20 protein-coding genes are annotated in these 26,268 nt (G+C 72.8%); 8 read left to right on the top strand and 12 right to left on the bottom strand.

The annotated features are described in order from the left end of the window. Window positions 1-24 precede the first annotated feature (24 nt). Window positions 25-330 (top strand): hypothetical protein, encoded by a 306-nt coding sequence (locus tag P2424_RS19465; protein ID WP_276477028.1) that lies wholly within the window; start codon window positions 25-27, stop codon window positions 328-330. Next, window positions 330-2,051, top strand: a complete 1,722-nt coding sequence (locus P2424_RS19460) for a hypothetical protein (RefSeq protein WP_276477027.1) — start codon at window positions 330-332, stop codon at window positions 2,049-2,051. Before P2424_RS19465 ends, P2424_RS19460 begins: the two co-directional genes overlap by 1 nt. Before the next feature lie 52 nt (window positions 2,052-2,103). Here P2424_RS19460 and P2424_RS19455 read toward each other — a convergent pair whose 3' ends face one another. The 7 genes from P2424_RS19455 to P2424_RS19425 form a co-directional block, all read right to left on the bottom strand. Further along, window positions 2,104-2,352, bottom strand: a complete 249-nt coding sequence (locus P2424_RS19455) for a hypothetical protein (RefSeq protein ID WP_276477026.1) — start codon at window positions 2,350-2,352, stop codon at window positions 2,104-2,106. Between the two features lie 12 nt (window positions 2,353-2,364). Continuing rightward, window positions 2,365-4,380 (bottom strand): hypothetical protein, encoded by a 2,016-nt coding sequence (locus P2424_RS19450; RefSeq protein WP_276477025.1) that lies wholly within the window; start codon window positions 4,378-4,380, stop codon window positions 2,365-2,367. A 149-nt stretch (window positions 4,381-4,529) separates the two neighbouring features. Then, window positions 4,530-6,095 (bottom strand): serine/threonine-protein kinase, encoded by a 1,566-nt coding sequence (locus tag P2424_RS19445; protein ID WP_276477024.1) that lies wholly within the window; start codon window positions 6,093-6,095, stop codon window positions 4,530-4,532. Then, window positions 6,092-8,638 carry a transglutaminaseTgpA domain-containing protein gene (locus tag P2424_RS19440; protein WP_276477023.1) on the bottom strand — a complete coding sequence of 849 codons (2,547 nt, stop codon included), beginning with the start codon at window positions 8,636-8,638 and terminating at the stop codon, window positions 6,092-6,094. Before P2424_RS19440 ends, P2424_RS19445 begins: the two co-directional genes overlap by 4 nt. Further along, window positions 8,635-9,810, bottom strand: coding sequence for a DUF58 domain-containing protein (locus P2424_RS19435; RefSeq protein ID WP_276477022.1), 1,176 nt, complete (start codon window positions 9,808-9,810; stop codon window positions 8,635-8,637). Before P2424_RS19435 ends, P2424_RS19440 begins: the two co-directional genes overlap by 4 nt. Then, a complete protein-coding gene (locus P2424_RS19430; protein ID WP_276477021.1) occupies window positions 9,810-10,823 on the bottom strand; it encodes a MoxR family ATPase in 1,014 nt (337 codons plus the stop codon). Before P2424_RS19430 ends, P2424_RS19435 begins: the two co-directional genes overlap by 1 nt. Continuing rightward, window positions 10,814-13,159 (bottom strand): hypothetical protein, encoded by a 2,346-nt coding sequence (locus tag P2424_RS19425; RefSeq protein ID WP_276477020.1) that lies wholly within the window; start codon window positions 13,157-13,159, stop codon window positions 10,814-10,816. The genes P2424_RS19430 and P2424_RS19425 overlap by 10 nt, the downstream gene beginning before the upstream one ends. 303 nt (window positions 13,160-13,462) lie before the next feature. On the opposite strand from P2424_RS19425, the gene P2424_RS19420 reads away from it, so the two are divergent. From P2424_RS19420 to P2424_RS19410, 3 genes are read left to right on the top strand one after another with little or no spacing between them, the layout of a single operon-like run. Further along, complete coding sequence (locus P2424_RS19420; RefSeq protein WP_346660102.1) at window positions 13,463-14,002, top strand: GNAT family N-acetyltransferase; 540 nt, start codon at window positions 13,463-13,465, stop codon at window positions 14,000-14,002. Window positions 14,003-14,007: 5 nt separating this feature from the next. Then, window positions 14,008-14,721 carry an ABC transporter ATP-binding protein gene (locus P2424_RS19415; protein WP_276477018.1) on the top strand — a complete coding sequence of 238 codons (714 nt, stop codon included), beginning with the start codon at window positions 14,008-14,010 and terminating at the stop codon, window positions 14,719-14,721. After that, a complete protein-coding gene (locus tag P2424_RS19410) occupies window positions 14,718-16,460 on the top strand; it encodes a hypothetical protein (RefSeq protein WP_276477017.1) in 1,743 nt (580 codons plus the stop codon). Before P2424_RS19415 ends, P2424_RS19410 begins: the two co-directional genes overlap by 4 nt. A gap of 24 nt (window positions 16,461-16,484) precedes the next feature. Here P2424_RS19410 and P2424_RS19405 read toward each other — a convergent pair whose 3' ends face one another. The 3 genes from P2424_RS19405 to P2424_RS19395 form a co-directional block, all read right to left on the bottom strand. Beyond that, the gene (locus P2424_RS19405; RefSeq protein WP_276477016.1) at window positions 16,485-17,333 is read right to left on the bottom strand and encodes a metallophosphoesterase; all 849 of its coding nucleotides are present in this window, start codon (window positions 17,331-17,333) and stop codon (window positions 16,485-16,487) included. Between the two features lie 145 nt (window positions 17,334-17,478). Further along, on the bottom strand, window positions 17,479-18,720 hold the full coding sequence (locus P2424_RS19400; RefSeq protein WP_276477015.1) for a PP2C family protein-serine/threonine phosphatase: 1,242 nt from the start codon (window positions 18,718-18,720) through the stop codon (window positions 17,479-17,481). A 106-nt stretch (window positions 18,721-18,826) separates the two neighbouring features. Continuing rightward, complete coding sequence (locus P2424_RS19395; RefSeq protein ID WP_276477014.1) at window positions 18,827-19,327, bottom strand: STAS domain-containing protein; 501 nt, start codon at window positions 19,325-19,327, stop codon at window positions 18,827-18,829. 550 nt (window positions 19,328-19,877) lie between these two features. Between P2424_RS19395 and P2424_RS19390 the strand changes: the two genes are divergently transcribed. The 3 genes from P2424_RS19390 to P2424_RS19380 all read left to right on the top strand — a co-directional run bounded on the left by P2424_RS19390 (window position 19,878) and on the right by P2424_RS19380 (window position 23,800). Then, window positions 19,878-20,264 carry an ATP-binding protein gene (locus P2424_RS19390; RefSeq protein ID WP_276477013.1) on the top strand — a complete coding sequence of 129 codons (387 nt, stop codon included), beginning with the start codon at window positions 19,878-19,880 and terminating at the stop codon, window positions 20,262-20,264. A 739-nt stretch (window positions 20,265-21,003) separates the two neighbouring features. Further along, entirely contained in the window at window positions 21,004-22,170 is a 1,167-nt protein-coding gene (locus P2424_RS19385; protein WP_276477012.1) for a polyprenyl synthetase family protein, read from the top strand. 322 nt (window positions 22,171-22,492) lie between these two features. After that, entirely contained in the window at window positions 22,493-23,800 is a 1,308-nt protein-coding gene (locus P2424_RS19380) for a CapA family protein (RefSeq protein ID WP_276477011.1), read from the top strand. Between the two features lie 96 nt (window positions 23,801-23,896). On the opposite strand, the gene P2424_RS19375 is transcribed toward P2424_RS19380, so the two are convergent. Next, on the bottom strand, window positions 23,897-25,087 hold the full coding sequence (locus P2424_RS19375) for a S8 family serine peptidase (RefSeq protein ID WP_276477010.1): 1,191 nt from the start codon (window positions 25,085-25,087) through the stop codon (window positions 23,897-23,899). Beyond that, a complete protein-coding gene (locus P2424_RS19370; protein WP_276477009.1) occupies window positions 25,084-26,034 on the bottom strand; it encodes a hypothetical protein in 951 nt (316 codons plus the stop codon). The genes P2424_RS19375 and P2424_RS19370 overlap by 4 nt, the downstream gene beginning before the upstream one ends. Between the last annotated feature and the right edge of the window lie 234 nt (window positions 26,035-26,268).

The following is a 26,268-nucleotide window of genomic DNA, read 5'->3' as shown; positions in this document are numbered from 1 at the left end:
GAAACGGGGGGAACCATGCCGACGATGAGACCAGGAGAAACACCGGAGCAGGCCCGGGCACGCGCCGGTCGGCTACGGCAGCACGCGGCGGAGGCCCGCACGCTGGCGGATTCGCTGGGGTCCACCTTGGCCACGGCTGTGGCCAAGGCGACTGCCGACGGCGTGTGGCGCGGTCCGTACGCCGAACGCGTCACCGGAGCCGTGCGCAGCCGTCAGAGTTCGCTGGAGGGCATGGCCGACGGGCTGCGCGGCAGTGCGCAGGGCTGGGAGCACCAAGCCGGCCTGCTCGAGCAGGAGGCTGCCGCCGTCGTCGGTACGGGAGGCAGCTGATGGGGGAGTTCCAGGGCTTCGACCCGGCCCGGGTACGTGAACTGGCGGTCCATCTGGACCAGGTGGCCGGCTCCATGGCGCCGATGCACCGTCGGCTGAACCAGATCCTGCAGGCCGCTGCCGCTGATGTCGCGCCGCAGAGCGTGAGCACGAGCCCGGAGCTCGATCCGGTGCTCAGCACTCTTCAACTGCCCGGCGGGGTGCCGCTGCCGCTGCCGCAGGTCTCCGCACCGACCGACTTCCCGGTTGAGCTCCTCCCGCCCTCGATGTCAGCCGGAGCGCTGGCCGCGGGGCCGATGCCCGGCTCCCTCGACCCGTTCCTGCGGCAGACCGCGGCCGACATCCGTGCCCGGTGCGACCGGCTGGAGCAGGTTGTCCGGGCCGCCCCTTCGACGGCGGCCCTGGACGCGGGCAAGCTGCTGAATGCGCTGGTCGACCTCGACGCCACACCGAAACCTGATGCCGGGGAGGAGGCGGTCGCCAAGTGGTGGGCGGGCCTGACACCGGCACAGCGTGAGCAGTACCTGTATCTCAAGCCCGAGGTGCTGGAGACCCTCAAGGGTCTTCCGCCGGATGTGCTGCAGCAGGCCCGTCAACTGGCCTACTTCAAGGTGGTGCCCTACAGGACGTCCAGCCAGGAGAGTGCGGGCAGCACCAAACTGACCATCGGCATCTTCGAGCTCGGTGAAGGCTTCGCCTTCCGCACCGAGCAGATGAACGACGGCACCTACCGCGTCACCATGATCGACAACGGTCAGGCCGGGGTGAAGGTCAAAGGAGAAGGGCTGTCACTCAGCACCGGGGTGAAGTTCGAGTACGGCGACACCTGGGTGTTCAAGAGCAAGGCCGAGGCGGACAAGCTCCAGGACGACATCAGGGAGGCGTTCTTGCTGCGGATGCAGGAGAAGACCCCCGACATGAACCCCATGGGCTTTGCTTCCCTGCGCCTCGCCGAGGTCCTCGAGCGGCTGCCCGAGCCCAGACTGAAGATCTCCACAGTGGGCGTCGAGACGCAAACCGAGATCGGTTCGGCGCCGACGACCCTCGGCATCAAGTTCAGCAGCAACGTCTCCACGATCAACAGCACCATCAACGAGCGGCGCCCCTCGGTCACCGAGAGCCGCGACTTCATCGTCGAAGGCACGGTCACCCGGGGCAAAGGGTTGAAGGCCGACACCGGAATGGTCCTCAACGGAACGATCCAGGTGGTGCGGGACAAAAACAATCCGGATCCCGACACCAACATCACCGCCGTCCGTGTGATCCGGACGGTGGAGGGGAAGCTCAACGGCTCGTTCGGCGGCGAGATCGACGGCAAGGTCCTCGGGGCTTCCGGCTCCTACAAGACAGGGCGGACCCGAGCCCAGGTGGTGACGGTCAACGTGCCGATCGGCGCGGCCCCCGAGGAGCAGGCCGCCGCCCGGGAATGGACGCGGACACCACCCGTCGCCGCCCTGGCGAATCCCGGCGTCCCGGCCGGTCCGCCTGCACCCGACGCGGATCTGTTCACCAGACTGGCACACCGGCGGGGACAGGTCAGCGCGGTCTCCTACGAGGGGAACGCCTCCGAACTGAAGGTGGGCGGCAAGGTGACGATCGAAGGCATCCCCTTCGGCTTCGAGGCGACGGCGGGCAACAAGGAGGACCACGTCATCGGCCGGCAGTACCTCGGCGCGCCGGACCCGAAGACCGGCGAACGCACCTTCGTACCGATCAAGTGAACCGTCACGTGCGCGGGGTGCCGCGTCTGCTCTGACTCCTCCGACGCCGGCGCTATTTCGGCTTCTCCTCCCCGGCTCTGGTGATCAGCCGTTGCTCCTCTGCCGGGTAGGAGTTGAAGAGGTAGTTGAGCGAGCTCATCCGGCCGTCGAAGTCGCCGGCCCACTTGTCGGCCGCGGTACCCGCCCAGGTGTCGGAGCCCATGAGGTCGGTCACCGCCTTCAGCGCGGCGCGGACGTTTCCCACCGCGGACTCGATCTTCGCCATGTCCTGTCTGCAGAGATCGGCTTCCTGCCGGCCCATGCCTCTCCCCTTTCAGTTGGCGGTGTTCCCGCGCTCGAAAGCGTCCCGCATGCCGTCGTCGAATGTGTCCAGCATGCCGCCCTGCTGCCGCGCGACCTGCTGCCACCAGCTGTTGAAGTCCGTGAGGTCGCTCGCGTTCTCCAGGTCGATCCGTCCGTTCGCCCATTCCGGATGTCCCTCGGGGGGCTTGATCTTTCCGCTGGCGACCAGACCCTGAAGGAGGGGCAGCCGCATGGAGGACTGGTCGTCGTAGAACTTCGGCCCGGCTTCTTCCTGGTACTTCTGCGCGTTGTCGGTGGAGAAGCTCTCCTTCACCGCGGGCAGACCTGCTGCGATCGCCGTCTGCACCCATTCCCCCTCGATCGGCAGCCCCGGGACGGCCGTGATGGCGCCCCCGACGGAGTCGACCCACAGCACAGTCTTCTTGTTCGCCTCGTCCTGGAGCTTCTTCGCCTCCAGACCCGTCTGGTGGGCACCGGCGGTCACGACGCCCTGCAACTCGGCCAGGTTGTTCAGATACGTCGTCGCCTCCGGGCTGCCCATACCCTCCGCTGCCGTCAGGGAAATCTGCGCATTGACCGAATTGACCAGGTGTCCCGCGTCGCCGTGGTTCTGCGCGATCATGCTGATGAAATCGAGTGCCGTCTGATGGCCGACGATCAGCATGCCGTTGCTGTTCGCTCCGGTCGCCGGGGCGGCTGCCTGATCCTTCGGCATGCCGTGCGACTGCGCGAAGTCGGGCACATATGTGGCGAAGACCTGCGCCAGGGCGTGAGTGATGTGGCTCGGGACCGGGTATTGCGACGTCTCGTACTCGCTCTTGCCCTTCTCGGCGCCGTACTCGGCCGCGCCCGCGTTGATCACATTGGCAGCCGCCTCCGCCGAGAGGTTCCGATGGCCTTTCCGGTCCGTGGTGGCGGCGGTGATGACGGCGGCCGGCCATCGCGCCTCGTCGAACGACTGCGGGCCCGGGGTGTGCCACGTGTCGTCGACCAGTACCTTGGCGTGCTTCGCGCCGTCGGGTCCGGTCAGCAGCAGGCGGGACGCGTCCGGATTCTCGCTGACACGCTGCATGAGGATGACCGAGGGGTCGTTGGCGGCGATTCCCTGAATGCGGGTGGCCGCGTCCTCCCCGCCCACCGTGAGGTACGAGACCTCCAGGCCCAGGCTGTGGTACCAGGGGTTGTCCGACTCGACGTAGCCGCCGGGAACGTAGCCGGTGCCCACGATGCCGGGCGCCGAATAGTGCGGCCGCATCTGCTGCTTCGAGCGCCAGTCCAGCATCGCCCCGCCCACGGTGGACAGCACCTTCGGGTCCCATCTGCCGCCCTCGGGACCGTACTGGAAGAGCATGCCGACGGACCACATGTCACCGTCCGGCGGACTCGTCAGCTTCTTCATATAGTCGGTAGGGAGCTGGATCTTCCCCTGCTGCGCCAGGCTGGTCGCGGACTGCACCGCCTGCCCGAATCCTGCGAGGATCTGCTGCGACTCCTGGGAGAGCACGTTCTTGCCGTGCGTGCCGTCCTGGTTGTGCAGAAACCGGGCCGCGCGCACCGAGGCATCCAGACCCCCGGCGTTCATGAACGCCTGGAGAAAAGCCGGGTCGCCCGCGTGGTCGGCCAGCGACCGGGAGAGGAGCCGAATCCTGGTACGCGCACCTGGATCATCCGGGTTGTCGAGCGTCGCCAGCAGCGCGCGAGCCTCCAGTTGCCCCTCCCTCCTGGTGTCGATCTCGGAGACATCCCACTGGATGTTCGCCCAGCTCGGGCGAGGGTTGTTCGGATCCCTGAACGCGGGCTGGAGAAAGTAGCTGTAGGCCAGGTCAGCCCGCAGGGACATACTCCGTGCGTCGTCCCCGACCTGGGTGGTCTGCTGCCGCAGCACGCTCTGGCTGATCGTCCCCTCCCACTTGCCGAACAGGTCGCGGATGACGCTTCCTTCCCTGTCGAGCGCGTCGGCCAGCCCTTGCAACGCGTCGGCCAGTTTGCGCAGCCGAAGCGGGTCGACCCCGGTGAACTCACCCATCTCGCTTGCTCCCCCCTGGCGACCGGGCGTCGGGCGCCCGGCCAGCGCTCGTCCCACCCGTGCAGCCGATCAGTACGGTGTTGCCGCTCCGCTGCGCGAAGCGGATGTCGTCCGGCACTGCGAGGCGCCCGTGCAGAGTGGATACCCGCTCAACCGCGTTGTTCTCCCCGGTCGCAGACCGACTCGGCCGAGGCCAGCCCCACGCTGCCATCGGCGGTCTGCACCAGTGAGGTGACCACGTAACAGGAGCCGGGCTGCACCGGCGGGGAGGAGAAGACGACGCTCGGCTCGTCCGCGTCGGTGTTCTTCACCTTCACCGTCTCCCCGTCGGCGGACTGGGCCGTGATGGCGTAGCCGTACACCGGCTGCGGTTTCTTCGGCTTGCTCCACACGACCTGGACCTGCCGCCCGACCCGGGTCACCTTCACCTCCTGGGCCTGGAAGTCCGGCACCTGCCCCTTGGGCAGCGGGTGCGCCGACTCGGTGGCCTTCTTCGGCGGCTCCTTCGCGTCGGCCGGCCCGGCCTCGTCCGCGGCCCGCACCAGGAACAGGGCCAGCCCGGCCCCGCCCACCAGCACCACGGCCCCGCACGCCGCGAGAACCCGGTTGCGGGTGCGGCGGCGGCGCGCGACGGCCTCCGGCGCGTCGGGATCGTCGTCGGTCTCCGGCGGCGGCTGGGTCAGCGCGTCGTCGGCCGGGTCCCAGCCCGGCAGCGGAGCCTCGGGCTCGGCCTCGGGCTGCAGATCCGGCACCCGCGCGGCGCACGAGAGGGGCAGCAGCGTCCGCAGGACGCGGTGCACCTCCGTCAGCGGCGGCCGCCCCTCCGCGTGCGGGGCCGTCATCCGGTCCAGCAGCGCGTGCAGCGGTTCGGGCACGTCGCCGCGCGGCAGCCGGGGCAGTCCGCCCGCCAGCACCGCCTCGTACACGGCCGAACCGCCCCGGCGCACAGCGTCGGCGCGCGCGGGCTCACCCGCGAGCAGCGCGTACAGCGTCGCGCCCAGCGCGTACACGTCGGCGGCGGGACCGGGAGCCTCCCAGCCGAACAGCTCCCGCGCCGCGTACGCCGGATCGAAGACCGCCCCCACCGAAGGTGCGGCCCGCTGCAGCACCCGGCCGAGCGCGTGCCCGGCCAGCAGCGGGGCACCCTGGGCGTCGAAGAGGATGCTCGCCGGACGCACATCCAGGTGCAGTACGCCGCGGCGGTGTGCGGAGTGCAGCGCGAGTGCCAGCCGCACGCCGATCACCAGGACGTCCTCGACCGGGAACGCTCCGGAGGCGGCGAGCCGGCTGCGGGCCGAGCCGCCGGGGCAGAACTCCTCCACCACGTAGAGCTGTTCCGCGCCGGTCGCTCCGGCGTCGGCGACGGTGACCGCGCACGGGTGCCGGGCCGCGGCGCCCGCCGCCAGCAGTTCGGAGTGAGCCGCGAGGCGCCGGCGTGCGTCCGTCACCCGCGGCGTCAGCACCCGGACGGCCACCTCCCGGCCGCCGGCCGCCTCCCGGCACAGTACGACGGTGCTGCGCGCGCCCGTCGCGAGGAGGCGCTGCGGCTGGTATCCGTCGGGCAGGGCGGGCACGCCGGCGGGCGCAGCGGCGGCGACAGGTGCACCTGCGCCGGACACACCGGCGGGCGCGGCCCCCTCCGGGGCGGCAGCCGCGGCGGGGTGCGCGGGCGCACCGAGAGCCTTGGCGTTGTCACGGCTCGGGGTGGTGTTCACTGGCGTGCTCCTGATCTGCTGTGACGTAGCAGCGTGCTGGGCCGCAGTGCCCGTCTGACCCGCTCCCGGCGCGGTACCGTCCGCGCGACGACGCTCTCGATCGCGTCGCAGTGCCGCCAGGCGGCCTCGGCGGCCGCCTCGTCGGGTGTCCGGCCCCCGTAGCCGACCTCGTTCACCAGCCGGGCCAGCGCCGGCAGTTGTTCGCTGCCGCTGCCGCCGATCCGCGTGACGCCGAAGGCCGCCACCTCGGTCGCGGTGTGCGCCGCGGTCGCCGGCAGCCCGACCTCGGTGAGCCGGTCGACGATCTGCTGCCACGCGCCGAGCACCCGCTGACCGGGGTCGCGGGCGCGGCGGCGCCGACGGCGGACCCGGTAGGGGGCCCAGGCCGCACCGCCGCAGTACGCCAGGAGCAGCAGCACGACCGCCACCGCGGCGTACACCCACACGGGCGGTCCGCCGCCGCCGGCCGGTGCGGCGCGGTCGTGCTGTTCGCCGTCGTCCTGCCGGTCGGGGGCCGCGGAGGGGGGCGGTTGCTTCGTGATGGCCCGGTCGGTCTTCTCGCGCTCCTCGGGCTGCCCGGCCGGCGGGACGGACGAACCGTCCTTCGACGTCTGCCCCGGGGTCGGATAGAACGGCACCCAGCCGACGCCCTCGAACCGCACCTCCGGCCACGCCAGCGCGTCGCGCCCGGTGATCTGGGTGGTGCCGTTCTCGCCCCCGCTCCGGGTGCCGGCGCCGTCCGCGCGGAAGCCCACCGCGACCCGCGTCGGCAGGCCCAGCGTCCGCGCCAGCACCGCGAACGACGCCGCGAACTGCTCCGAAGTGCCGTGCTTGCCGGTCGTGAGGAAGAACTCGAGGTTGCGGTAGGCGTGCCCGGGGAGCGAGGTGGGGTCGTAGCGGTAGTGCTCGCGCAGCCAGCCGGCGAGCCGGTGCGCCTGCTGGTACGGGTAGCTGCTGCCTGCCGTGGCTTCGGCCGCCAGCTCGGTGAACGTCTCGACCGCCTTGATCGGCTTGCCGGCCGCATCAGTGCGGGGCAGCGAGGTGGCGGCGGTGTGCGCCGCGCTGTCCGGCACTGCCGCGTACTGGAGCCGCTTGGCGTCGAAGACCGGCGCCTGCGAGACCGCAGTGTACGACAGGCCGCGGTTGACCCGGGTGCCTGCGCTGCCGCCTTCGCCCGACGCGAACACGCCGCTGGCCGGATCGACCGCGAGCTGCCGCTCCGCGCCGTCGGTGCGGTCTGTGCCTTGCCCCACGGTCCCGGGGGCGTCGCCCTCGCTCCTGTGGGTGATCTTCACCGAGGTGGGCCGGTCCGCGGCGGGCAGCCAGATGCCGGGCAGGTTCTGGATGGTCACCCGCTGCTCCACCCGTTCCCGGCCGCCCGGGCCGGTGCCCGGCCGCGAGGGCACCCGGCCGCCGGAGCGGGTCAGTTCGGCGGCGGAGGTCCATTTCACGCCGTCGTAGCGGTCCAGCACGGCGAGCCGCCAATTGTGGTCCGCCGCCGTGGTCCGGGCTCTGAACAGCCGCGTCTCCGGGTGCTGTAGCCAGGCGCCGACCTGGTCGAGCGGGCTGGTGGACTGCGGGTGCACGGTCGGTGGCCGCACCTGCCGGCGCAGATCGTACGGTTCGTGCGAGGAGAGCCCCGGCAGCCGGGGGCCCAGCAGCGCCGCGGCCAGCGCCAGCACCGCGACGACCGGCAGCCCGGCGCTGAGGGCGCGGAGCATGCCGCGTCGGGCCACCGACGATCGCAGCAGCACCAGCAGCCCCGCGCCGGCCACCAGGCCCGCCGCGGTGAGCGTGTTCGAGCCCGGCCCGGAGGTGCCCAGCACCAGCGGGACGCCGAACGCCAGCACCGGCGGCAGTGCGGGCAGCAGCGGTGCACGGGTCCGCAGCGCCAGCTCCGTGGCGGCGAGCGAAGCCGACCACAGCACCGCGTGCGGCAGCACCAGGAAGCCGGAGCCGGTCGGCGCGGGCAGGATCGTGGTCAGGACCGCGTGCGGTGCGTCCAGCAGCGCCGACCAGATCTCGCCCACGGCACCGCCCGAGGCGAGCCCGCCCGCCGCGTCCCGGAACAGGGTCACGCGCACCGTCACCAGCCACGCCACGGCCCCCAGCACCAGCGACGGCCACAGCGGTACCGGCCGCCCCCGCCGGGCCTGGGCCAGGAAGAGTCCGGCCGAGACCGCCATCGGCACCGGCACGGCGACCATCAGCACGGGCAGCAGCGGCCCCACCGGGAACACCCGGTGAAAGCCCAGGCCCGCACCGGCCAGCAGTACGGCGACCGGCAGCAGGGACCACAGGCGGCGGTGCAGGGGGATCCGGCGCGGCGCGGGCCGCGCCGACGTCAGCTGTGCGCCCCCGGACCCGTCCCCGGACCCGCCGCCGACCAATCCGCCCTCCGGCGCGGACACCGCCGGGTCCGGCCCGGACGCGCCCGGAGCCGTCGGACGCGGCGGCGCCCAGGACGGGCCGTCGTGCCCTGTGGCTCCCGTCGGCCGCACGCCCGGCAGCGTGGCGGCACGCGGGGAGGAGGCGGGGCTCATCGCACGGCCTCCCTGCGCCAGGCGGCCAACAGGGAGTCCAGCGCGGTCACCCGAAGCTGCGGAACATCGCTGCCGAGGGCGGGCGGCTCGTGCGGACCGTCCTCGGTCCCGCCGCCGGTGCGCAGCACCACCGTACGGTCGAACCGGCGCCGTACCCGTTCCAGCGCGCTCAGCCCGGTGGCATCACCCGTACCGGTGATGACGGTGAGCGAGCCGCGGCGCCGTGCCTGCTCCAGAGAGTCGAAGGCGCCCGCCGCCGAGGCCCGTTCGGAGCGGCGCACCAGCGCGAGCCGGTCCAGCAGCGCTTCCGCGTCGTTGCCGCCCGCACCGTCCGTCCGCAGCACCGTCCCGGTCTCGCTCAGGACCTCGACGGGGAAGTTGGAGCGGGCCGCGGCGAAGGCCACCGAGGCGGCGCTGTCCACGGCCAGTTCGAAGTCGTCCTCGCTGCGGTAGGCGGCCGCACGGGTGTCGAGGACGAGCGTGGTGTGCGGCAGCGAGACGTCCACCAGGTGCTTGACCATCAGCGTTCCGGTGCGGGCCGTGGACCGCCAGTGCACCCGCCGCAGATCGTCGCCGAGCACGTACTCGCGCAGAGCGTGAAAGGTCAGCGACCCCTCGTCCGCGGTGTCCGAGGTCGGCCCCTCGACATGGTGCGCCGTCCCCGAAGGCAGCACGGGCAGCAGACACACCCGCGGCCGGACCAGCAGGGTGTCCGTACCGCCCTCACCGGGCCCGAACACCCGCACCCGGCGGGCGAGCCCGAGCGGATCCGTCCGCTCCAGCCGCAGCGGACCCAGCGCGATCCGGCCGCGCCGCTCGGTGGGCAGCGGGTACCGCACGGTGTGCTCCGCGCCCGCCGCGAGCGGCGGCACCCGCAAGACGAGCGGCAGCTCACCGCACCGGTCGACGACCTCCAGCCCACGCCGGATGCGGCGCCCGATACTCGAGAGGGTGACCGAGCCGTCCGCACGGTCCCCGCGCGCCACCTTCCGCGGAGTGACCCGGCGGCGGACCGCCAGCCGCGGCGAGCGCCCCGTCCGGACCAGCGCCACGGCCACCGCGAGCAGACAGCCGACCCCCAGGACCGCGGCTTCCGGATAGCCGAACCCGTACCCGGCCCCCACGAGCCCCGCACCGCCGACCAGCGCCCCCCAACCCGTCGGCGACAGCATCAGCCCGCAGCCCCCGACTGCGGTACCGGAACCGTGGCCAGCGCCTCGGCGATCACGTCGGCGCCGCTCCGGCCGCTCAACTCCGCCTCCGGCGTGAGGATCAGCCGGTGCGCCAGCACCGGTCGCGCCAGCGCTTTGACGTCCTCGGGCAGCGCGTAGGTGCGCCCCTGCGAGGCGGCCCGCACCCGTACGGCGCGCAGCAGCGCCACCGAGCCGCGTGGGCTGGCACCCAGCCGCACCTCGGGCAGCTCCCGGGTGGCCGCGACGACCCGCACCAGGTAGTCGTACAGCCGCGGCGCCACCTGGATCCGCCGGGCGAGCTGGACGAACTCGGCGATGTGCCGGCCCGTGGCGATGGTGGGCAACTGCTCGACGCCCGACTGCTCGGCCGCACCGGACAGCACCGCGACCTCCGAGGCGTGGTCCGGGTAGCCGAGCGTCACCTGCATCAGGAACCGGTCGAGCTGCGCCTCCGGCAGCGGATAGGTGCCGCCCATGTCCACCGGGTTCTGGGTGGCGATCACCATGAACGGGCGAGGCACCGGATGGGTGCTGCCGTCCGCGGTGACCTGCCGCTCCTCCATCACCTCGAGCAGCGCGGACTGCGTCTTGGGGGAGGCCCGGTTGATCTCGTCGCCGAGCACGATGTTCGCGAAGACCGGGCCCGGCAGGAACTCGAACGCACCGGTGTTCTGCCGGTAGACGGTCACGCCGGTGATGTCCGAGGGCAGCAGGTCGGGCGTGAACTGCACCCGGTGCCAGTCGGCGTCCAGCGAGGCGGCCAGACACCGCGCCAGCGTGGTCTTGCCGGTGCCCGGCACGTCCTCGATCAGCAGATGCCCCTCCGAGAACAGGCACACCAGCGCCAGTTCGACGGTCTCGCGTTTGCCCTTGACGACCCGTTCGATGTTGTCGCCGAGGGCGTGGAAGCACTGTGCGAGCAGCGCGACGGACTCCTGGGAGGGCGCGGAATCAGGTCCGGTAGCGGGCGGTTGAGGGTGTTCTAGTCGCACGACCAGACCTCCGGGGAAGGCTTTCCTTCTGTGTGCTTGCTGGTTCCGACCCACAGGTCGCTGATGTAGGCGGTCCCGCCCTTCCATTCGATGCGGTCCCAGATGTCGCTCTTCCACTTGTAGGTGTCGTGCGTCTCCATGGTGCCCCTGGTCTGGCAGATCACCTTCAGCTTTGGTGTCTGACCGGCCGGAATGCTGCCCCGGCGGGTGCCGCTGGTGGTGCTGGGCTCGCTGCGGACACCGACGTCGTCCCCGTCGTCGACGTTGTGGGCGACCCGGATGGTCTTCGTATTCGACAGGTCCACCCGTTTGACGACGCTGCCGCCGGACCCGGCCGCGTTCTTGGCCGTGATCGTCGGCGTATAGGTCTTGAAGTTCTTCAGATACTGCAGCAGAGCGGCGGTGTTGCTCGACGTACCGTCCCGGTCGGGGCCGGCGTCGCCGGTGACGGCGTAGGTGGTGCCATTCCCGGCGTTCGCGGGCGCATCCCAGTGCAGCTTGATGTGATGGCCGGCCGGCCCGAAGTCAGCCTGCACGTTCCGCGGTTGGCCGGGCGCCACGCACGGCCGGGCGGGGGCGGAGCGGCCCGACTTGGCGATGATCTCCCCGCCGCGGAACTCGGCCACCACGGTGAAGCGGTACTGCTTGTCGCAGGAGCCGCCCTTCACCTCGAAGGTGAACGGGCCGCCGGGGCCGACCTTGCGGGGCTTCAACTCGGAACCGTCCGGGGCGCCCAGGAGCCCGTATCTGGTCGGCTTCACACCCGAGGAAGGGGCGAAGGAGACCCGCATCGTGCCCGGTCCGGACTCCACCTGCGGGATGCCGGGCGGCTGCCGCTCGGGGGACTCGTCCTCCGGCTCCTCGGGGTCGGGCTTCTCGTCCGGATCGCTGTCGTCGGGCCGGTCCGGCTTCTCCGAGGTGTCCGGCTTCGAGGGGGTGCGGTCCCGGTCCGGCCGCGCCGGGTTCTCGGGCCCTGGGTCGGGCACGTCGGGATCGGGAGCCGGATCGCGGCTGCCGCCGCCGTCGTTGCCCTCGTCCTCCTTCGGCTTGCGTGCGGAGGGTGCTTCGGTCTCGTACTTGTGCACCCGGTTGACGTGTCCGGAGGAGTTGATGACCACGGCGGTCGCATTGTCCGCGTCGTTCACCCACAGCAGCCCGTCCCGGACGAACAGGTTCAGCTTCCCCGGCTTGCCGGTGACCTTGACCGGCTCGGTGATCGCCGCTGCCTCGGTGTCGTACACCTTCAGCGTCCCGTTGCTCCGGTCGGGCACGTACACCTTCGAGCCGAGCACCTGCGGCGTGCCGTACTGATGGTCCGAGGAGCCCAGGGACGCGGTCAGCAGCGAACCCGTACGGGTGTTGACGAGTGCCATCCGGCCCGACTTGCGGGCCAGCACCGGTACCACGTCACCGGCGGTCGACGAGGGGACCAGCACCGAACCGGACGGCTCCTCGGCGAAGGTGCCGGGCAGCTTGAACCGCATACCGCGCCCGGTGCGTTCGAGCAGCGTGACCGTCCCGCCCCTGGTGTCCGTCACCACGGGGCGGCCGTCCGCGAGGGACATCAGCAAGGTGGCGGCCTTGCTGCTCCTGCCCGCAACCTTGATCCCGGGCGCCTTCTTGCCGTGCGGGAACGGTACGACCTCTCCCTTGCCGGGTACCGGCACCCACAGTGTGCCCTTCGGATCGGCCACCGCTTCGCCCAGCGGCCCCTTGCCCAGATCCACCGGGGCGCCGACCGGGGTGGTGCGCACCGGATCGATGCGCTGCACTCGCGCCTTGACCGGGTCCACCAGATACGCGTACCGGCCGCCGGAGACCAGTTGCAGCCCCGCGCCGTAGCGCGCTGACTGCTCGACGGTGAGCTGCGAGGGGTCGATGCGGACGAGCTTGCCGGTCTTCTCGTCCAGCACCAGCACCGTCTTGCCGTCCTGCGAGATCGAGACCGGATGGTCGCCCATGCCGGGCAGCTTCACCTTGCCGTCCACGTCTCCGGTGAGGCCGTTGGCGTGTGCCGCCTCACCCGTGCGCGAACTGGTCAGCCAGGCGCCGATGTCGGCCAGGTCGGGGACCGCTCCGGCCGAGCCCGTACCGACCACGACGGACGTGCCGACCAGCGCACCCACCGAGCACAGTGCGATGTAGCCGGTCGTCCGGCGGCGGTCGGGGCGCACAGCCGCCCACGCGGCGGCCGCCAGGCCCCTGCACCGGCTGCGGAGCGCGGCGAATCCACCGGGTCCGCGCGGCTCGCCGGGCCGCTCCGCCTCCTCGACCAGCCGACGCGGACGAAGTCCCGGCGTACGGTCCTCTTCGGAGCTCCCCCGAGCATCCGGCATCGCATCCTCCCCCCGTCACCCGCACCCACTCCGCGTGGTGTGCCGCTCTGTGCAGGTTAACCAACCGGCGGGGCGCACGGTCAGCATCCGGCAGCGGGCTGTGACAGGAGTATGACGTCTCCGCCACCCAGCCATCGCCGCACCGGCCGTCACCTTCCCCGCGCGGCGGCGGCGCCGTCCGGGCCGAGGGCCGCCCCGACGGTCCGGCAAGGCCGGGCACCCCGGACGGTCGGCCCGAATGGCTCGGCGGACGAAGGTTTGAGAACATGACCACCCATGGGGTTGACCGAACACGCTTTCACCGTGCACGAAAGTGCCGGAGGACCCGTTCTGGAGACGGAGCGGCTGCTGCTGCGCCCGCTGACGGCGGAGCATCTGGACTTCTTCGTGGAGCTGCACAGCGACCCCGAAGTCACCCGATTCGTCCCCGCGTTCACCCGCGAACAGGCCCGCGAACGGCTCGCCGGCATCCAGCGCCAGTGGTCCGAGCGCGGCCACGGGCTGTGCGCGGTCGAGTCGAAGGAGACCGGTGCGCTTGTCGGCCGCTGCGGCCTCAACCACTGGGAGGTCTTCGACGAGGTGGAGGCCGGATGGACGTTCCGGCGGTCCTGCTGGGGCCGCGGATTCGCCACCGAGGCCGCCCGGGCCGTGGTGGAGTGGGGGCTGGAGACGTTGGACGTCCCCTACCTCACCGCCATGATCGCGCACGACAACACCGCTTCCCGCAAGGTCGCCCGGCGGTTGGGCTTCACGCCCGGACGCGAGGACACCTTCCTGGGCCACCGCGTCACCGTCCATCAGCGACACCGGCCCGGCAGCCTGCCCGGCCCCCCGGCCCGGTGACAGCGGTGCCCGCGGCGGACGGGCCGCTGCTGCGGCTGTCGGGGGTGAGCCGCCGCTACGGCGAGCGGCAGGCCCTGCACCCGCTCGACCTGGAGGTGCGTGCGGGAACCTGCACTGCACTGTTCGGCCACAACGGGTCGGGCAAGTCCACCCTGCTGCGCCTCGCCTGCGGACGGGACCGGCCGACCACCGGCAGCGCCCTGTTCGACGGCGCACCGGTCGACGAGGACGATCCGCAGGTGCGCGCAAGGGTGGCCGTCACGGGGGACACCGTCGCCTGCTATCCGGACCTGACCGTCCGCGACCACCTGGAACTGGTCGCCGTGGCGCACGGAGTCGCCGACCCGCACCCGTGGATCGACCAGGTGCTGGCCGACCGGCGGCTCAGCGACCACGCCGACCAGCTTCCCTCCGCGCTCTCGTCCGGCCAGACCCAGGCACTGCACCTGGCCGCCGCGCTCGTCCGCCCGCGGGACCTGCTCGTCCTGGACGAGCCCGAGCAGCGCCTGGACCCGGCATCCCGCACCCGCCTGGGCGCACTGCTGCGCGGCGAGACGGACGACGGCGTCGCGGTGCTGCTCGCCACCCACCAGGCCGAACTCGTCCGCGCCGTGGCCGACCGCGTGATCGTCCTCGAGGACGGCAGAGTCGTCGCCGAGGGCGGCCCCGACCTGCTGGACGGGACGGATGCGGCGCGCTCCGGCGGCGTGACCCGATGAGCACCCTCACCCCGCGCGACCGGCCGGAGCCGCGCGGCCCCGGCGACGGCGACGGCCCCGGCCCCGGCGACGGCTCCACCGGCGCTGAGTGGACGGCCGCCGACGACCGGACGCCCGAAACCCTGGGCCTGCTGCGCGGCAAGCGCCGGGCCCACCGCAACCGGCGCAACCGCGACCTGGCCGTCACCGGCTACGCCGTGCTGCTGATGGCCCTCGGGTACGGCGGCACCCTGGGGTACCGCCTGGTCCAGCGACTGGGAGGTCTCGCCGCGCAGGACGCCACCGCTGAGGCGGTGCGCAGCGCCCTGCCCGCCGTGCTGGTGCTGCTGGCCTGCGCCCTCGCGCTGCTCGCCGTACGGGACGCGCTGTGGCGCGGCCCGGTGCTCGTGCCCCGCTGCGACCTGGACTGGCTGCTGACCCAGCCGGTGCGCCGCAGCCGGGTGCTGCTGCCCGCGTTCCGGCTCTCCGTCGCCCTGACGGCCGCCGGGGGAGCGCTGTGCGCGATCGGCGGTGCCGTGCTGCTGCGGCTGAGCGGACTCGCCGAACTCGGGCCCGCACTGGCGCTGTGCCTGCCCGGCGGGGTCTGCCTGCCGCTGCTGGCCTGCGCGCTCGCCCTCCGGGTGGAGCGTGACGACGGTGCGGCCCGCCGGGCGCGGGCGCTGAGCCCGTACGCCGTGGTGCTGCTGCTCCTGCTCGTCCTGCAGGCGGTGTGCGCCGCGCGGGGCAGCCGATGGGCCCTCCTGGAGACGGTCGAACTGTGGTCCGGCCCCTGGGGCTGGGCCGCGCAACCGGTCCTGCACGCGGCGGGCGTGCACACCTCCGGGTGGCCCTGGGCGCTCGCGCTGCTGACCGCCGGTACGGGCGCGGCCCTCGGCCATGCCCTCCGGTCGGTCGGCGCGCTCCCCACCCGGCGGCTGCGGGCCCGCGCCGCCACCGCGGCCACCGTCGCCTCCGTGCTGTGGTCGGCCGAACTGCGGGCGGCCAGGCTCGCCGTCGACGAAGCCCTCGCGGACGGCGCCTCCGGCAACCTGCGGCGGCTGCCCCTGCCGCGCTCGCCCCGGTTCGCGGTCGTGCGGCGGGACGCGGTGGCCCTGCTGCGCGCTCCCGGGCGGGTGGTGAGCGCCGCGCTGTGGACCGCGGCGGCGGCAGGTGCTGCGGGGCTCGCGGTGGCGTCGGCGGGCGCCGGGCGCATCGCCGCGCTCGCCATGGCGCTGACACTCGGCTGGTTCGCGGTGGGACGGCTCGCGGAGACCGCGCGGCTGGAGGCGGACGACACCCGGCGCTCCTCCTGGTCGCCGTTCCCCCTCAGCAGCCTGATGCTGCAGCACTCGATCGTGCCTGCGGTGGCCGGCGGGGTGCTCGCCCTCGCTGCGGCGGTCCCGTTCGCGCTACAGGGCGGCGGGTGGGCGCTGCTGCTGATGCCGTTGTGCGCCCCGCCGTTCGCCGCCGCCGCGGTGCTGGCCGCGGTGCGCGGCCCGATCCGGACCGAGCTGCTCTCCCTGGGGTTGGTGACGCCCGCCGGGGACGCCAGTGTCTTCGTCTTCCTCTTCTGGTACGCGGCACCGTTCCTGGCGGCGGTCGCCCCACTGACCGCCGGGCTCGCATCGAGCGGCGTCCTCGGCCCGGAGGCGCAGGCGCTGGACTCGGTGCGCCCGGTGGTCACCGCGGTCGGCCTCACATGTGCCCTGCTGTTCGCCGCGGCGCGAGGCGCCAAGAAGCTGCGCCGCGCGGCGTCCTGAGCGGGGGGGTCCTGAGCGGGTCGCTCAGTCCCCCTCGGGGGCGGGCAGGATCTGTCGCAGCAGCCCGCGCGGATGCCCTCGGCGGCGCCACTCCCGGGGGTAGCCGATGGAGACCTCCTCGAAGCGGACCCCGTCGTGCCGGGTGGTCCGGGGGATGTGGAGGTGGCCGTAGACGGCGGCCGCCACGTTGTAGCGGGTGTGCCAGTCGGCCGTCAGCTCCGTGCCGCACCACTGTGCGAACTCCGGATACCACATCACGTCCGTCGGCTCCCGCACCAGCGGCCAGTGGCTGACCAGGACCAGCGGGGTGCCGGGGTCGAGGGCGTCCAGCCGCTTCTCCGTCGCGGCCACCCGGTCCCGGCACCAGTCGTCGACGGCCGGATACGGGTCCGGGTGCAGCAGGTACTCGTCCGTGCAGACGACGCCGGAGGCGTGGGCGGCCGCCAGCGACTCCTCCTTGGTGTGCGTCCCCGGGGCACGGAACGTGTAGTCGTACAACTGGAAGACCGGCGCGACCACCACCTCGCCCTCCGGCCCGGCCCAGCGCGGATAGGGGTCCTCAGGCGTCAGTACGCCCACCGCCCGGCACATCTCGACCAGTTGCGCGTACCGTTCGGTGCCCCTGGACTGCACGGAATCGCCGTGCGGAGTCCACAGCTCGTGGTTGCCCGGCGTCCACACCACGCGGGCGAACCGGCCGGCGAGCAGCCGCAGCGCCCACTCCACCTCGTCGAACCGCTCGGCCACGTCTCCGGCGACGATCAGCCAGTCCTCGTCGTCGTGCGGGCGCAGCGACTCGGTGACGGGCTTGTTGGCCGTCATCCCCACGTGCAGATCGCTGACTGCCAGCAGCCGACCCCGGCCGGATGTCATGCGGCTCCCCTCCGTGTCCCCCTGGGCGCAGCGCCGCGGCGCTGTCACCGCTCCGTTCGCACCGACGATAACGTCCGCCGCCGACGAGCGCTGCGAACGGGACGGCAACGGGCGGCGGGCGACGGCACGTCGGGGCTCCGGCGCCTCACCCCTCCGGGGGGTCTTCGCGGGGGTTCGGCCCGGCGCCGGCGATACCGGGCGAGGCCGCTCGGGCGTGGTCGGCCGGGGAGATCCGGCGCAGGGTGAGGACGGCGAGGTCGTCCTGCTGGTAGGGGTGGGAGAACGCGCGCACGTCGTCGCGCAGCGCGCGGGCCAGCCTTGCGCCGGGCGCGTCGGCGGCCCCCGCGGGCCCTACCAGGGCGGCGAGCCGCTCGGCCAGCGGATAGAAGGCACCGTGCCCGTCCCGGGCCTCGGACAGCCCGTCGGTGTACAGCAGCATGGTCGAGTCCGGCGGGAAGCAGACACCCGCAGCGGAGCGCTCCTCGCGCACCAGCGACGCCAGCCCCAGCGGTACGCCCGTCGCACCGAGCCGCACGGTGTCGGGCGGCGACGAGTCCCGGACCAGGAACGGTGTCAGATGGCCGCAGTTGACCACCTGTGCCGTCCCCCGGTCCAACGGGTCGACCGAGACGACCAGGGCCGTCACGAACCGCTCGGGCTCACCCGAGTGGCGCGCGTAGGCATTGTGCCGGACCACGGAGGTCTCCAGGGCGCCGACCAGTCCGGTCAGCGTCGGCTCGCGGTGCGCGGCCTCCCGGAACCCGCCCAGCACGGCGAACGCCACGCCCACCGCGGAGAGCCCCTTGCCCTGCACGTCGCCGATCAGCACCCGGGTGCCGAAGGGCGTGTCGGCCACGTCGTAGATGTCGCCGCCGAACAGCTTGTCCTCCTGCAGCGGCTCGAAGACCCCGTCCACTCGCACCTGGGACGTGAGCTCGGGCAGCGGGTGCAGGATGTGCTGCTGGAGGACGGCGGCGGTCGAGCGCAGCCGCAGCAGCTCGGTGTCCCGTGCGATCCGCCAGCGCGCACCGAAGACCGCCAGCACGGCGAACAGCAGGGTGAGGACGAGCGTGATGGCGTCATCCAGGTGGTAGCCGGGATTGCGGGCCACCGAGATGGCTCCGCCCGCCGTGGCCCAGGCGGAGGCGGCCTGGGTCTGCCGTACGGTTCCCACGCTCGCCGCGATGGCGGGCAGGAAGATCAGCAGACCGACCAGGCGGGTCTCGGAACCGGCCAGAAAGCTGAGCCCGAAGACCAGCAGGGTGAGACCGAGGACCCAGGCCAGGAAGGCCGAGGTGGAGAGCGCTTTGGGCTGCGGATGCTCCTGGACACGCTGCGCCTGATCGGGGGACTGCTGCGGCCGCGGTGCGGCCTGCTGCTGCTCCATGGCCCGTTCCTAGGGTGCGATGCTGCGAGGTCTGCTGTGCGACCCTCCATCCTCACCCGTGTACGGCCCGCTGCCCGCCGCGACACCGCGCGGGAGGCACCCCGGGTCAGGAGTCCCTGCCCTCGGGGTCCCGCGGGAAGTGCGGGTTGTGGTCCTTCTGCCAGGAGGTCTCCAGCGGCTCCGGGCTGTGCAGCGGAATCTCCGGGCCCACGCCGCCGGTGGGAGGCCAGTCCGGGCGCTGGCCGGCGGGGAGGGAGCGGAGAGCCTCGCTGACGCTGGAGAACACCGGCAGCATCTCGGTGCTTCCGGTCAGCGCGAGCACCGCGGCGAGCCGCCGCCCCACGCAGGCCAGCAGCAGGCTGCCCTCCCGGCGCTGCAGCAGCCAGCGCAGCGCGAGCAGGCAGTTGAGCCCCCGCGAGTCGCAGAACACCAGGGCGGTGACGTCCAGCACCAGATGGCGGTAGCCGCTGGTGAGCACGGCACCGATGCGGTCCAGGTAGAACTCTTCGGACCCCCGGTCAAGTTCGCCGCTGAAGCGGAGCACCGCGCACTCGTCCTTGACGGTCAGCGGCGTGATGGCCAGACGGTCGTTCTCCCGCGACCTCAATCGGCCTCCGTCCCCCGGCACGGAGCCGGTGCTCTGCGCGTCCGCCCGGGCGCGGATCCGCTGCTTCCGAGTATTCCAAAGCCGGTGTTCCGCGAGGCTTCCAGCGCCTCTCACCTGCCCGCACCTCTCACCCGCCAGTGCCTCTTCTGCACCAGTGATCGTACGTGTTGCCACCGGGCTGGCGAGCCGCTTCGGGCGAGAGCTCGGCCGTTTCCCCTGGTAACCCGCGGCGAGAGCGGCCGGCTCCGGCGGAGCTCCTTCCGGTGAAAAGATCGCCGACGGTCTTCCGTAAGGGTCCGACCTTTCCTCGTCCGCGCTCTTCGCACCGGATGATGCATGAAGACGAAGGCCCCGGGTAACTGACCCTGCAGCCGTTCGAGCGTTCACATGGGGGACCGTTCGGCGGCGACGGGTATTCACGCGGAGCGCGGTACCCCGTTGGCAGAGGAAAGACCCCCACATTCGCGGGTCGGGCTGCTTTCGGCGGCAACACCCGCGGAGACGGGAGACAGGCATGGAACAGGTAACGGCCCTCCGGGACGATGAGGGTGTGACAGCGGACACAACGCGGACGCGGTATTTGCGCAGCAGTTTCCAGGCGCGCCGGGTCACGCGGAATTTCCTGGCCACGGTCTCGCCGCCGCCCTCGTCCGACGCCGTGGAGACCGTCCTGTTGGTCGTGTCCGAGCTGGTGACCAACGCGCTCCGGCACGGTCGGGGGGTCCGGGACTTCCGGTTGAGCGCCGAGCAGGACTTCGTCACGGTCGAAGTCGCCGATTCCAGTCCGGTGCTTCCCCGGGACCGCAGTCCGCAGGATTTCACCGAGGCGGAAGGCGGCGGTTTCGGCTGGCCCATCGTCTGCCGTCTGGCCCGTGATCTCACCATTCGGCTGCACCCGGACGCCGGAAAGATCATCTGTGCGAATATCCCGTTGTAGCGGTGCGCCGGATGCGGCGGAAGACGGTCAACTCCGCTCTCGGAAAGGCGTGTTCCCGCGCCGGCGGTGAAGAGAAATGAGTGGCCCGCGGAGCCGGTCCGGGATCCGGGAAATCGAGCGGTGCGGCAGCGCAGCCGTATTGAACCGCGAATGCGGGGTCGCCCTGGGTCGCCCCCGGTCGCGGTGACGCCGAACGGCACACTCCGCGCATCGGCGGCCTCCCCGAGTCCTGTCGTCGGCGCGCCCGGTGCATCCGTAGTCCCTGTCTCGCACGCCGGGGAAGGAGAGGGCGCGTGCCCGGGGCGGGACGTTCCGCACGCCCGGCGGCGCGGGACGCCGGTGCCGCAGCGCAGACCCCGCCCAAGAGCCTGGCGGGGCCCGCACCGCCGAGCCCGCACTTCCCGTGCCTGCTCCGGCGAGGGGCGCGTCGCCGCCTCGATCGGATTCCGCGCCCGCCCCCTTCGCTCGGGTGAGGCGCACGCGTGCCGGACGCACCGGGTGCGCGCCTCCCCGCCCGGCGCGCGCACCGGCCTCGCTCCGCTCTGCCGCCCCGTGTCGTGTCGTGCCTCCCCTGTCGCGCCCTGCCGCCCCTTGCGCCCCCGCGTGCTTCCCGCCGGGCCTGTCGAGTGGGAGTCACCGGAGCGGAGGGTGGGAAAGCCGACTACTGAGAGCGCACCATTCCTAAACGCTTCGCGCTGCATGGCGCGCCTGGGCCGGAGAAAGGAGAAGCCGCTCCGGTATGACGACTCACGACCTCTCTGACGTCCCCGCCGCCGCACCCTCCCTGCTGGCGTACGCACACGAGCGGACCGAACCCGTACTCAGGGAGGCCGTCGCGGCCCTCCAACCCGAGCTGCGGCGCGTCTGCGGCTACCACTTCGGCTGGACCAGGCCGGACGGCAGTCCCACCTACGGCGTCACCCCGGGCCCGTATCCGCACGCGGCGCTCGCCCTGCACGCGGCGGGCGCGGGCGAGCCGGAACGGAACGGCGGAGCGCCGGAGACCTCCACGGCCGCGGCGCTGCCGGGGGCCGCGGCCGTGGAACTGGTCCACAACTGGGCCGTGCTGCACGACGACGTCATGGACGGGGAAGCGCTGCGGCGGGGCCGCTCAGCGGTATGGGCCGTCTACGGCACCGGTTGGGCGGTGCTGGCCGGGGACGCGCTGCTGGGCGCCGCCACCCGCTGCCTGCTGACGTCCGGGGAGCCGGACGGCATGCGGGCGGCCGCGGGGACGCAGCTGTCCGCGGTCCGGGACGCGGCCGCCGAAGCGGAGATACCGGAGGACGGCGAGGCGGTGGGGGAGGAGCGGGCCGCCGTACTGAGGTTGCTGTCCCGGACGACGTCACGGCTGATCAGCGGTCGCTCGGCCGAACTGGCGCTGCGCCACCGGGCCCCGGAGGGGATCAGCGTGCCGGAGTACGCGGCGGTCGCTGCGGCCCGCACCAGCTCACTCCTGGAGTGCGCACTGGCGGCGGGGGCGCTGCTGGCCGGCGCGGAGGAGCGGGTCGTCGAGGCGCTGACGCGGGCCGGCCACCATCTGGGGGTGGCCGCACAGGCGGAGCGCGACATCGAAGATCTCTGGTCGGGTACCGCGCTGAGCGGCCGACCGGTCATGAGCGGCTTACGCGAGGGCGGCCCGAGCCTTCCGCTGATCACCGCGCTGCGTGCGGTCAACCCGGCCGCCCGCACTCTGGCCCGGTCGCTGGGCGGCGGCCCTGCCTGTCCGCCGCCCCCGGACGAGCTGGCCGACCTCATCGAGACCGCGGGCGGACGCGCCGCCGCGCACGAGATCTCCGCCTGGCAACTGGCGGAGGCATACGCGCAGTTGGACAAGGCGTCGCTGCCGGCCGCCTCGCACGCGGCACTGCGTGCGCTCTTCCGGCACACGGTCACCCGCGCCTGAACCGGGCCGCGGTCGCGGCCGGGGGAACCCGCGGGCGCGGGTGAGCGAAGGCGCGCCACCGGTGCAGGCGCAATGTCAGGATCATGACAGCGCCGCGCAGAGCTCGAGGTACCGCCCCGCGGCGCGTGCCATGCGGTGCTCGACGGCGGTCAGGGTGGTGCGCCTCGTCGGCGCGGAACATCACCGACTGCATCGAACAAGTGGCCGGGTGGATCTTGTGGGCCGTTCGGCGGCAGGAGCGGTGTCGCTGCGCGGGAGGGGGGACGAGTGGAGAAGTCAGTTAATACGACTTATATGACTTTCTCGTCATGGAGGAGAGCTCATGCCCGCTGCCCACCCCGCTCCCGACCGCGCTCCCCGCCATGCCCGCCATCCCCGCCTTCGTGCCGTCACCCGCCGGCTCCGGCCGCGCACCGCCCCCCGCCGCCCCTGGCCGCGTGGCGCCCGCCACCGGACCACGGCGGCGCTCGCCCTCGCAGCCCTGCTCGGCGGCGCCGCAGGATGCGGGCAGACCGGAGGGGGCACCGGACGGGACGGGGGGGCGGCCGGTCACGGCAGCGGAGAGCAGGCGGAGCAGGCGCGGGGCGGACAGGCCGCACGCGGGTTCTCGCTGTTCGCCACCGGGGACCTGCTCGTCCACGACTCGCTCATCCGGCAGGCGCGGGCGGACGCGGACGGCTCGGGGTACGACTTCGGCCGGATGCTCGCGGCCGCGAAACCCCTGGCCGACAGGGCCGATCTGGCGATCTGCCACATGGAGACCATCTACGGCCCCGACGGCGGCCCCTTCACCGGCTACCCGCTCTTCCAGACGCCGCCGCAGCTCGCCCGCTCCGTCAAGGACGCGGGCTACGACTCCTGTTCGACCGGCTCCAATCACACCCTGGACGACAGCGCGGACGGGGTGAACCGCACCCTCGAGGCCATGGACAGCGTCGGTCTCCGGCACGCGGGGTCGGCGCGCTCGGCCGGGGAGCGCCGTCGCCCCACCATGCTGCGGGCGGGCGGTGCGAAGGTGGCGCAGCTCTCCTACACATACGGCACCAACGGCATCTCCCTGCCGGAGAACAAGCCGTGGCTCGTCAACCTCATCGACCCCGAGCGGATCATCCGGGACGCCCGGGCGGCACGCCGTGCGGGCGCCGACGTGGTGGTGGCCAGCATGCACTGGGGCACCGAGTGGCAACAGGAGCCCGACGAACTCCAGCGCTCCCTGGCCAAGAAGCTGACGGCCGCGCGCTCCGGCGGACGGCGGGACATCGACCTCATCCTGGGCACCCACGCCCACGTCCCCCAGGCGTACGAGAAGGTCAACGGGACGTGGGTCGTCTACGGCATGGGCGACCAGATCGCCGGCAAGATGAACGACCCACGCGGCAGCATGGGCACCGCAGCGCGCTTCCGCTTCGTGCCCCCCGAGGACGACCGGGGCGCGGCCGCCTGGACCGTCGAGAAGGCCCAGTTCACCCCGTTCATGATGAAGACCTCGCCCCGCCACACCCTCGTCAACCTCGCCTCGAAGGCCAGCCGGAGCGCGGGCGACCCGGCGCAGGACGAGGCGTACGCGTCCATCCGCGAGGCGGTCTTCAGCCGGGGCGCAGAGAAGGACGGGCTGCGCATGGTCCCCTGACTGCGCGGCCAGGCTCCTGGAACGCCCCGGTCTGGCCACCGCGACGGGTGGGGCGCGGCGCCAGGCGGCGCCGCGCCCCACGTGCCGTCCGGGCGGCTACCGGCCGGGGAAGCCCCCGGGGCCTGCCGTGCCCGGCGGGCCTGGCGGTCCTGCCGCGGCGGTACGGCGCCGGCCCGTCCGGCTGATCACCACGGCACCGATGACCATCAGCAGGCCGACGCCCGCCACCGAGGAGCCGATGGCCAGCGGCGCCGTCTCCATCGGCGGGTGCTGGGTGGGCTTCACGTCGGTCCGCGTGGTCAGGAACTTCTTGCCCTTGTACGCGGTGGCGGCCGCGCCGTCGGCGGGCGGATCGGCCGCGGCGCGTACCGCCGCGGCCGCGTCGATCATCCCGTGGCCCACTCTCGGGTCGTAGCCGCCCGGCGGGTGGTCGGCCGTGTCGGTCAGGATGGCCCGGACCTGGGAGGGTTTGAGCTTGTGGTCCTTGCCGAGCATCAGTGCCACCACACCGGAGGTGAGGGCCGCCGCGGGCGAGGTGCCGTTGACGGGCGCGTAGCCGCCGGTGTTCTTCGCGCTGACGATGCCCACACCGGGTGCCGCGACACTGTTGTACGTCCGGACCGTGGAGAACTCGGCCCGGCTGCCGCCCTGCGCGACAGCGGCCACCGCGATCACCCCCGGGTAGCCGGCCGGGTAGGACGACTCGTTGAGGATGTCGCCGTCGTTGCCCGCCGAGGCCACCACGGTCACCCCCTTGTAGGCGGCGTGCGCCAGTGCCTTGGTCTCCTCCTCGTCGAAGGAGGCCCCGAAGGTGTCGCCGCCCAGCGACATGGAGATGACGTCGGCGCCGTGGTCGACCGCGTAGGTGATGCCCTGCGCGACCGGGCTGGGGCCGGTCTTCCATTCGTCGAGGTCGTGCTCCTTCTTGTCGTCGATCACCCGCACCGACAGGATGTCCGCTTTGGGGGCGACCTTGAGCACGTCGGAGGCCATGGCCGTGCCGTGGCCTCCCCAGCGCGGATCGCCGGGCTGCAGCCCGTCCTTGAGGAAGTCGGGCCCCGTGGTGACCTTGCCGGCCAGGGCCGGGTGGTCCTTCTCGACGCCGCTGTCCAGTACGGCCACCTTCACGCCGTCGCCCTGCGAGGCACGCTGGGCCGAGGACAGTCCGAGCGCCTCCGCTTCCCAACTGGTGGGGGTGTCGGCCCGGGCGGGGGCTGCGGTGACCGCGCACAGCAGCGCGCTCAGCCCGGCAGCGGCGACCGCGGTGCCGATCCGTCGACGCGTCATGACGTCTCCTCCATCAGCAGGTCACCGAGGTGCACGTCCAGGTCGTGGGCGAGGGTCTCGGCCCCTTCCCGCCAGGGCATCCGGTCCGACTTGGCGTCGTGTTCGGTGCGGCCCCACTGCCCGGGCAGCCGGCCCGCCTTGCGGCCGTCCGCCGATCCGGCCGAGGCCGCGACGGCGTAGGGCAGATGCAGGCCGGTGGCCTGCATTCCGTCCGAACCGTTGCGCCGGGAGTCCTTCCAGCCGGCGGCCACTGTGTCGGGCACCCGGAGCGCTTTGACTCCGTGGCTCTCGGTGTCCTTGTCGCGCTCCGCGTCGAAGAAAGTGCCTATTCCCTCCTCGGGGTCCTCGACCTCGGGCAGCACGATCAGGGCCACGGTGGCGACGAAGTTGCCCGTCGGGTCGGCGTATGTGGCGCGCAGTACCGCCTTGCAGCCACGCTTCTCCGCCTCCGCCGCCAGCGCCCCGGTCAGCGCGTCGGCACAGCCGGTCTTCTCGGATATGCCCAGCCGGTGCCACTCGGCGCTCTTCGGATCGTCCGCTCCGGACTGGGCGTCCGCCTTCGGCCCCAGTGCCTTGGGGAAGAGCTTGTCCACCGGTTGGTTGCGCCACATGGCCGGTCCGTAGCCGGTGCGGTTGGGGATGTCCTGCTGCGCGTTGGAGACGGTGTGCGCCGCCAGTGCGCCGCCTGCGAGGAGTGCCAGGGCGCCGACAACGCCGAGGAACGCGGTGAGGCAGGTGCGACCGGTGTTCTTCTTGGGTGGCGGCAGCGGCATGCCCGGCTGCGGTCCCGGCACCCCCTGCGGGGAGGGGCCACCCGGGCCCGGAGGCATGCCGGGCGGGCCGGGCGGGTCGGGCGGCGGACAGGGCGGCATCGCGGGCGGCGGGCCCGGCTGCCGCCCGTAGCCCCCGGCGCTGCCTGGGGGCTCGGGTGGGCTCGGGTAGGACATGGCTCCCCTCCTCGGCGATCGGCACCCCTGAGCGTGGGTGCAGAGCGGCGGGGGGAGACGCCTGCGCTTGATGCTTAACGTGCGTGCCCCCGCGTTTGCGTAGCAGACCCTATCGGCCGATCCCGGACCGGAAGCTCTGTCTCCGGTCTCGTCTGTGTCACAGAACTGCAGGTCAGAACAGTTCAGGACATACCAGGCCGGAGACGCGGGGCGGGTGCGGCGTGGATCGTACGG

Source organism: Streptomyces sp. WMMB303, assembly GCF_029351045.1.
In the GTDB taxonomy this organism is placed as follows: domain Bacteria; phylum Actinomycetota; class Actinomycetes; order Streptomycetales; family Streptomycetaceae; genus Streptomyces.
This window is presented reverse-complemented; position numbering and strand designations above follow the sequence as displayed.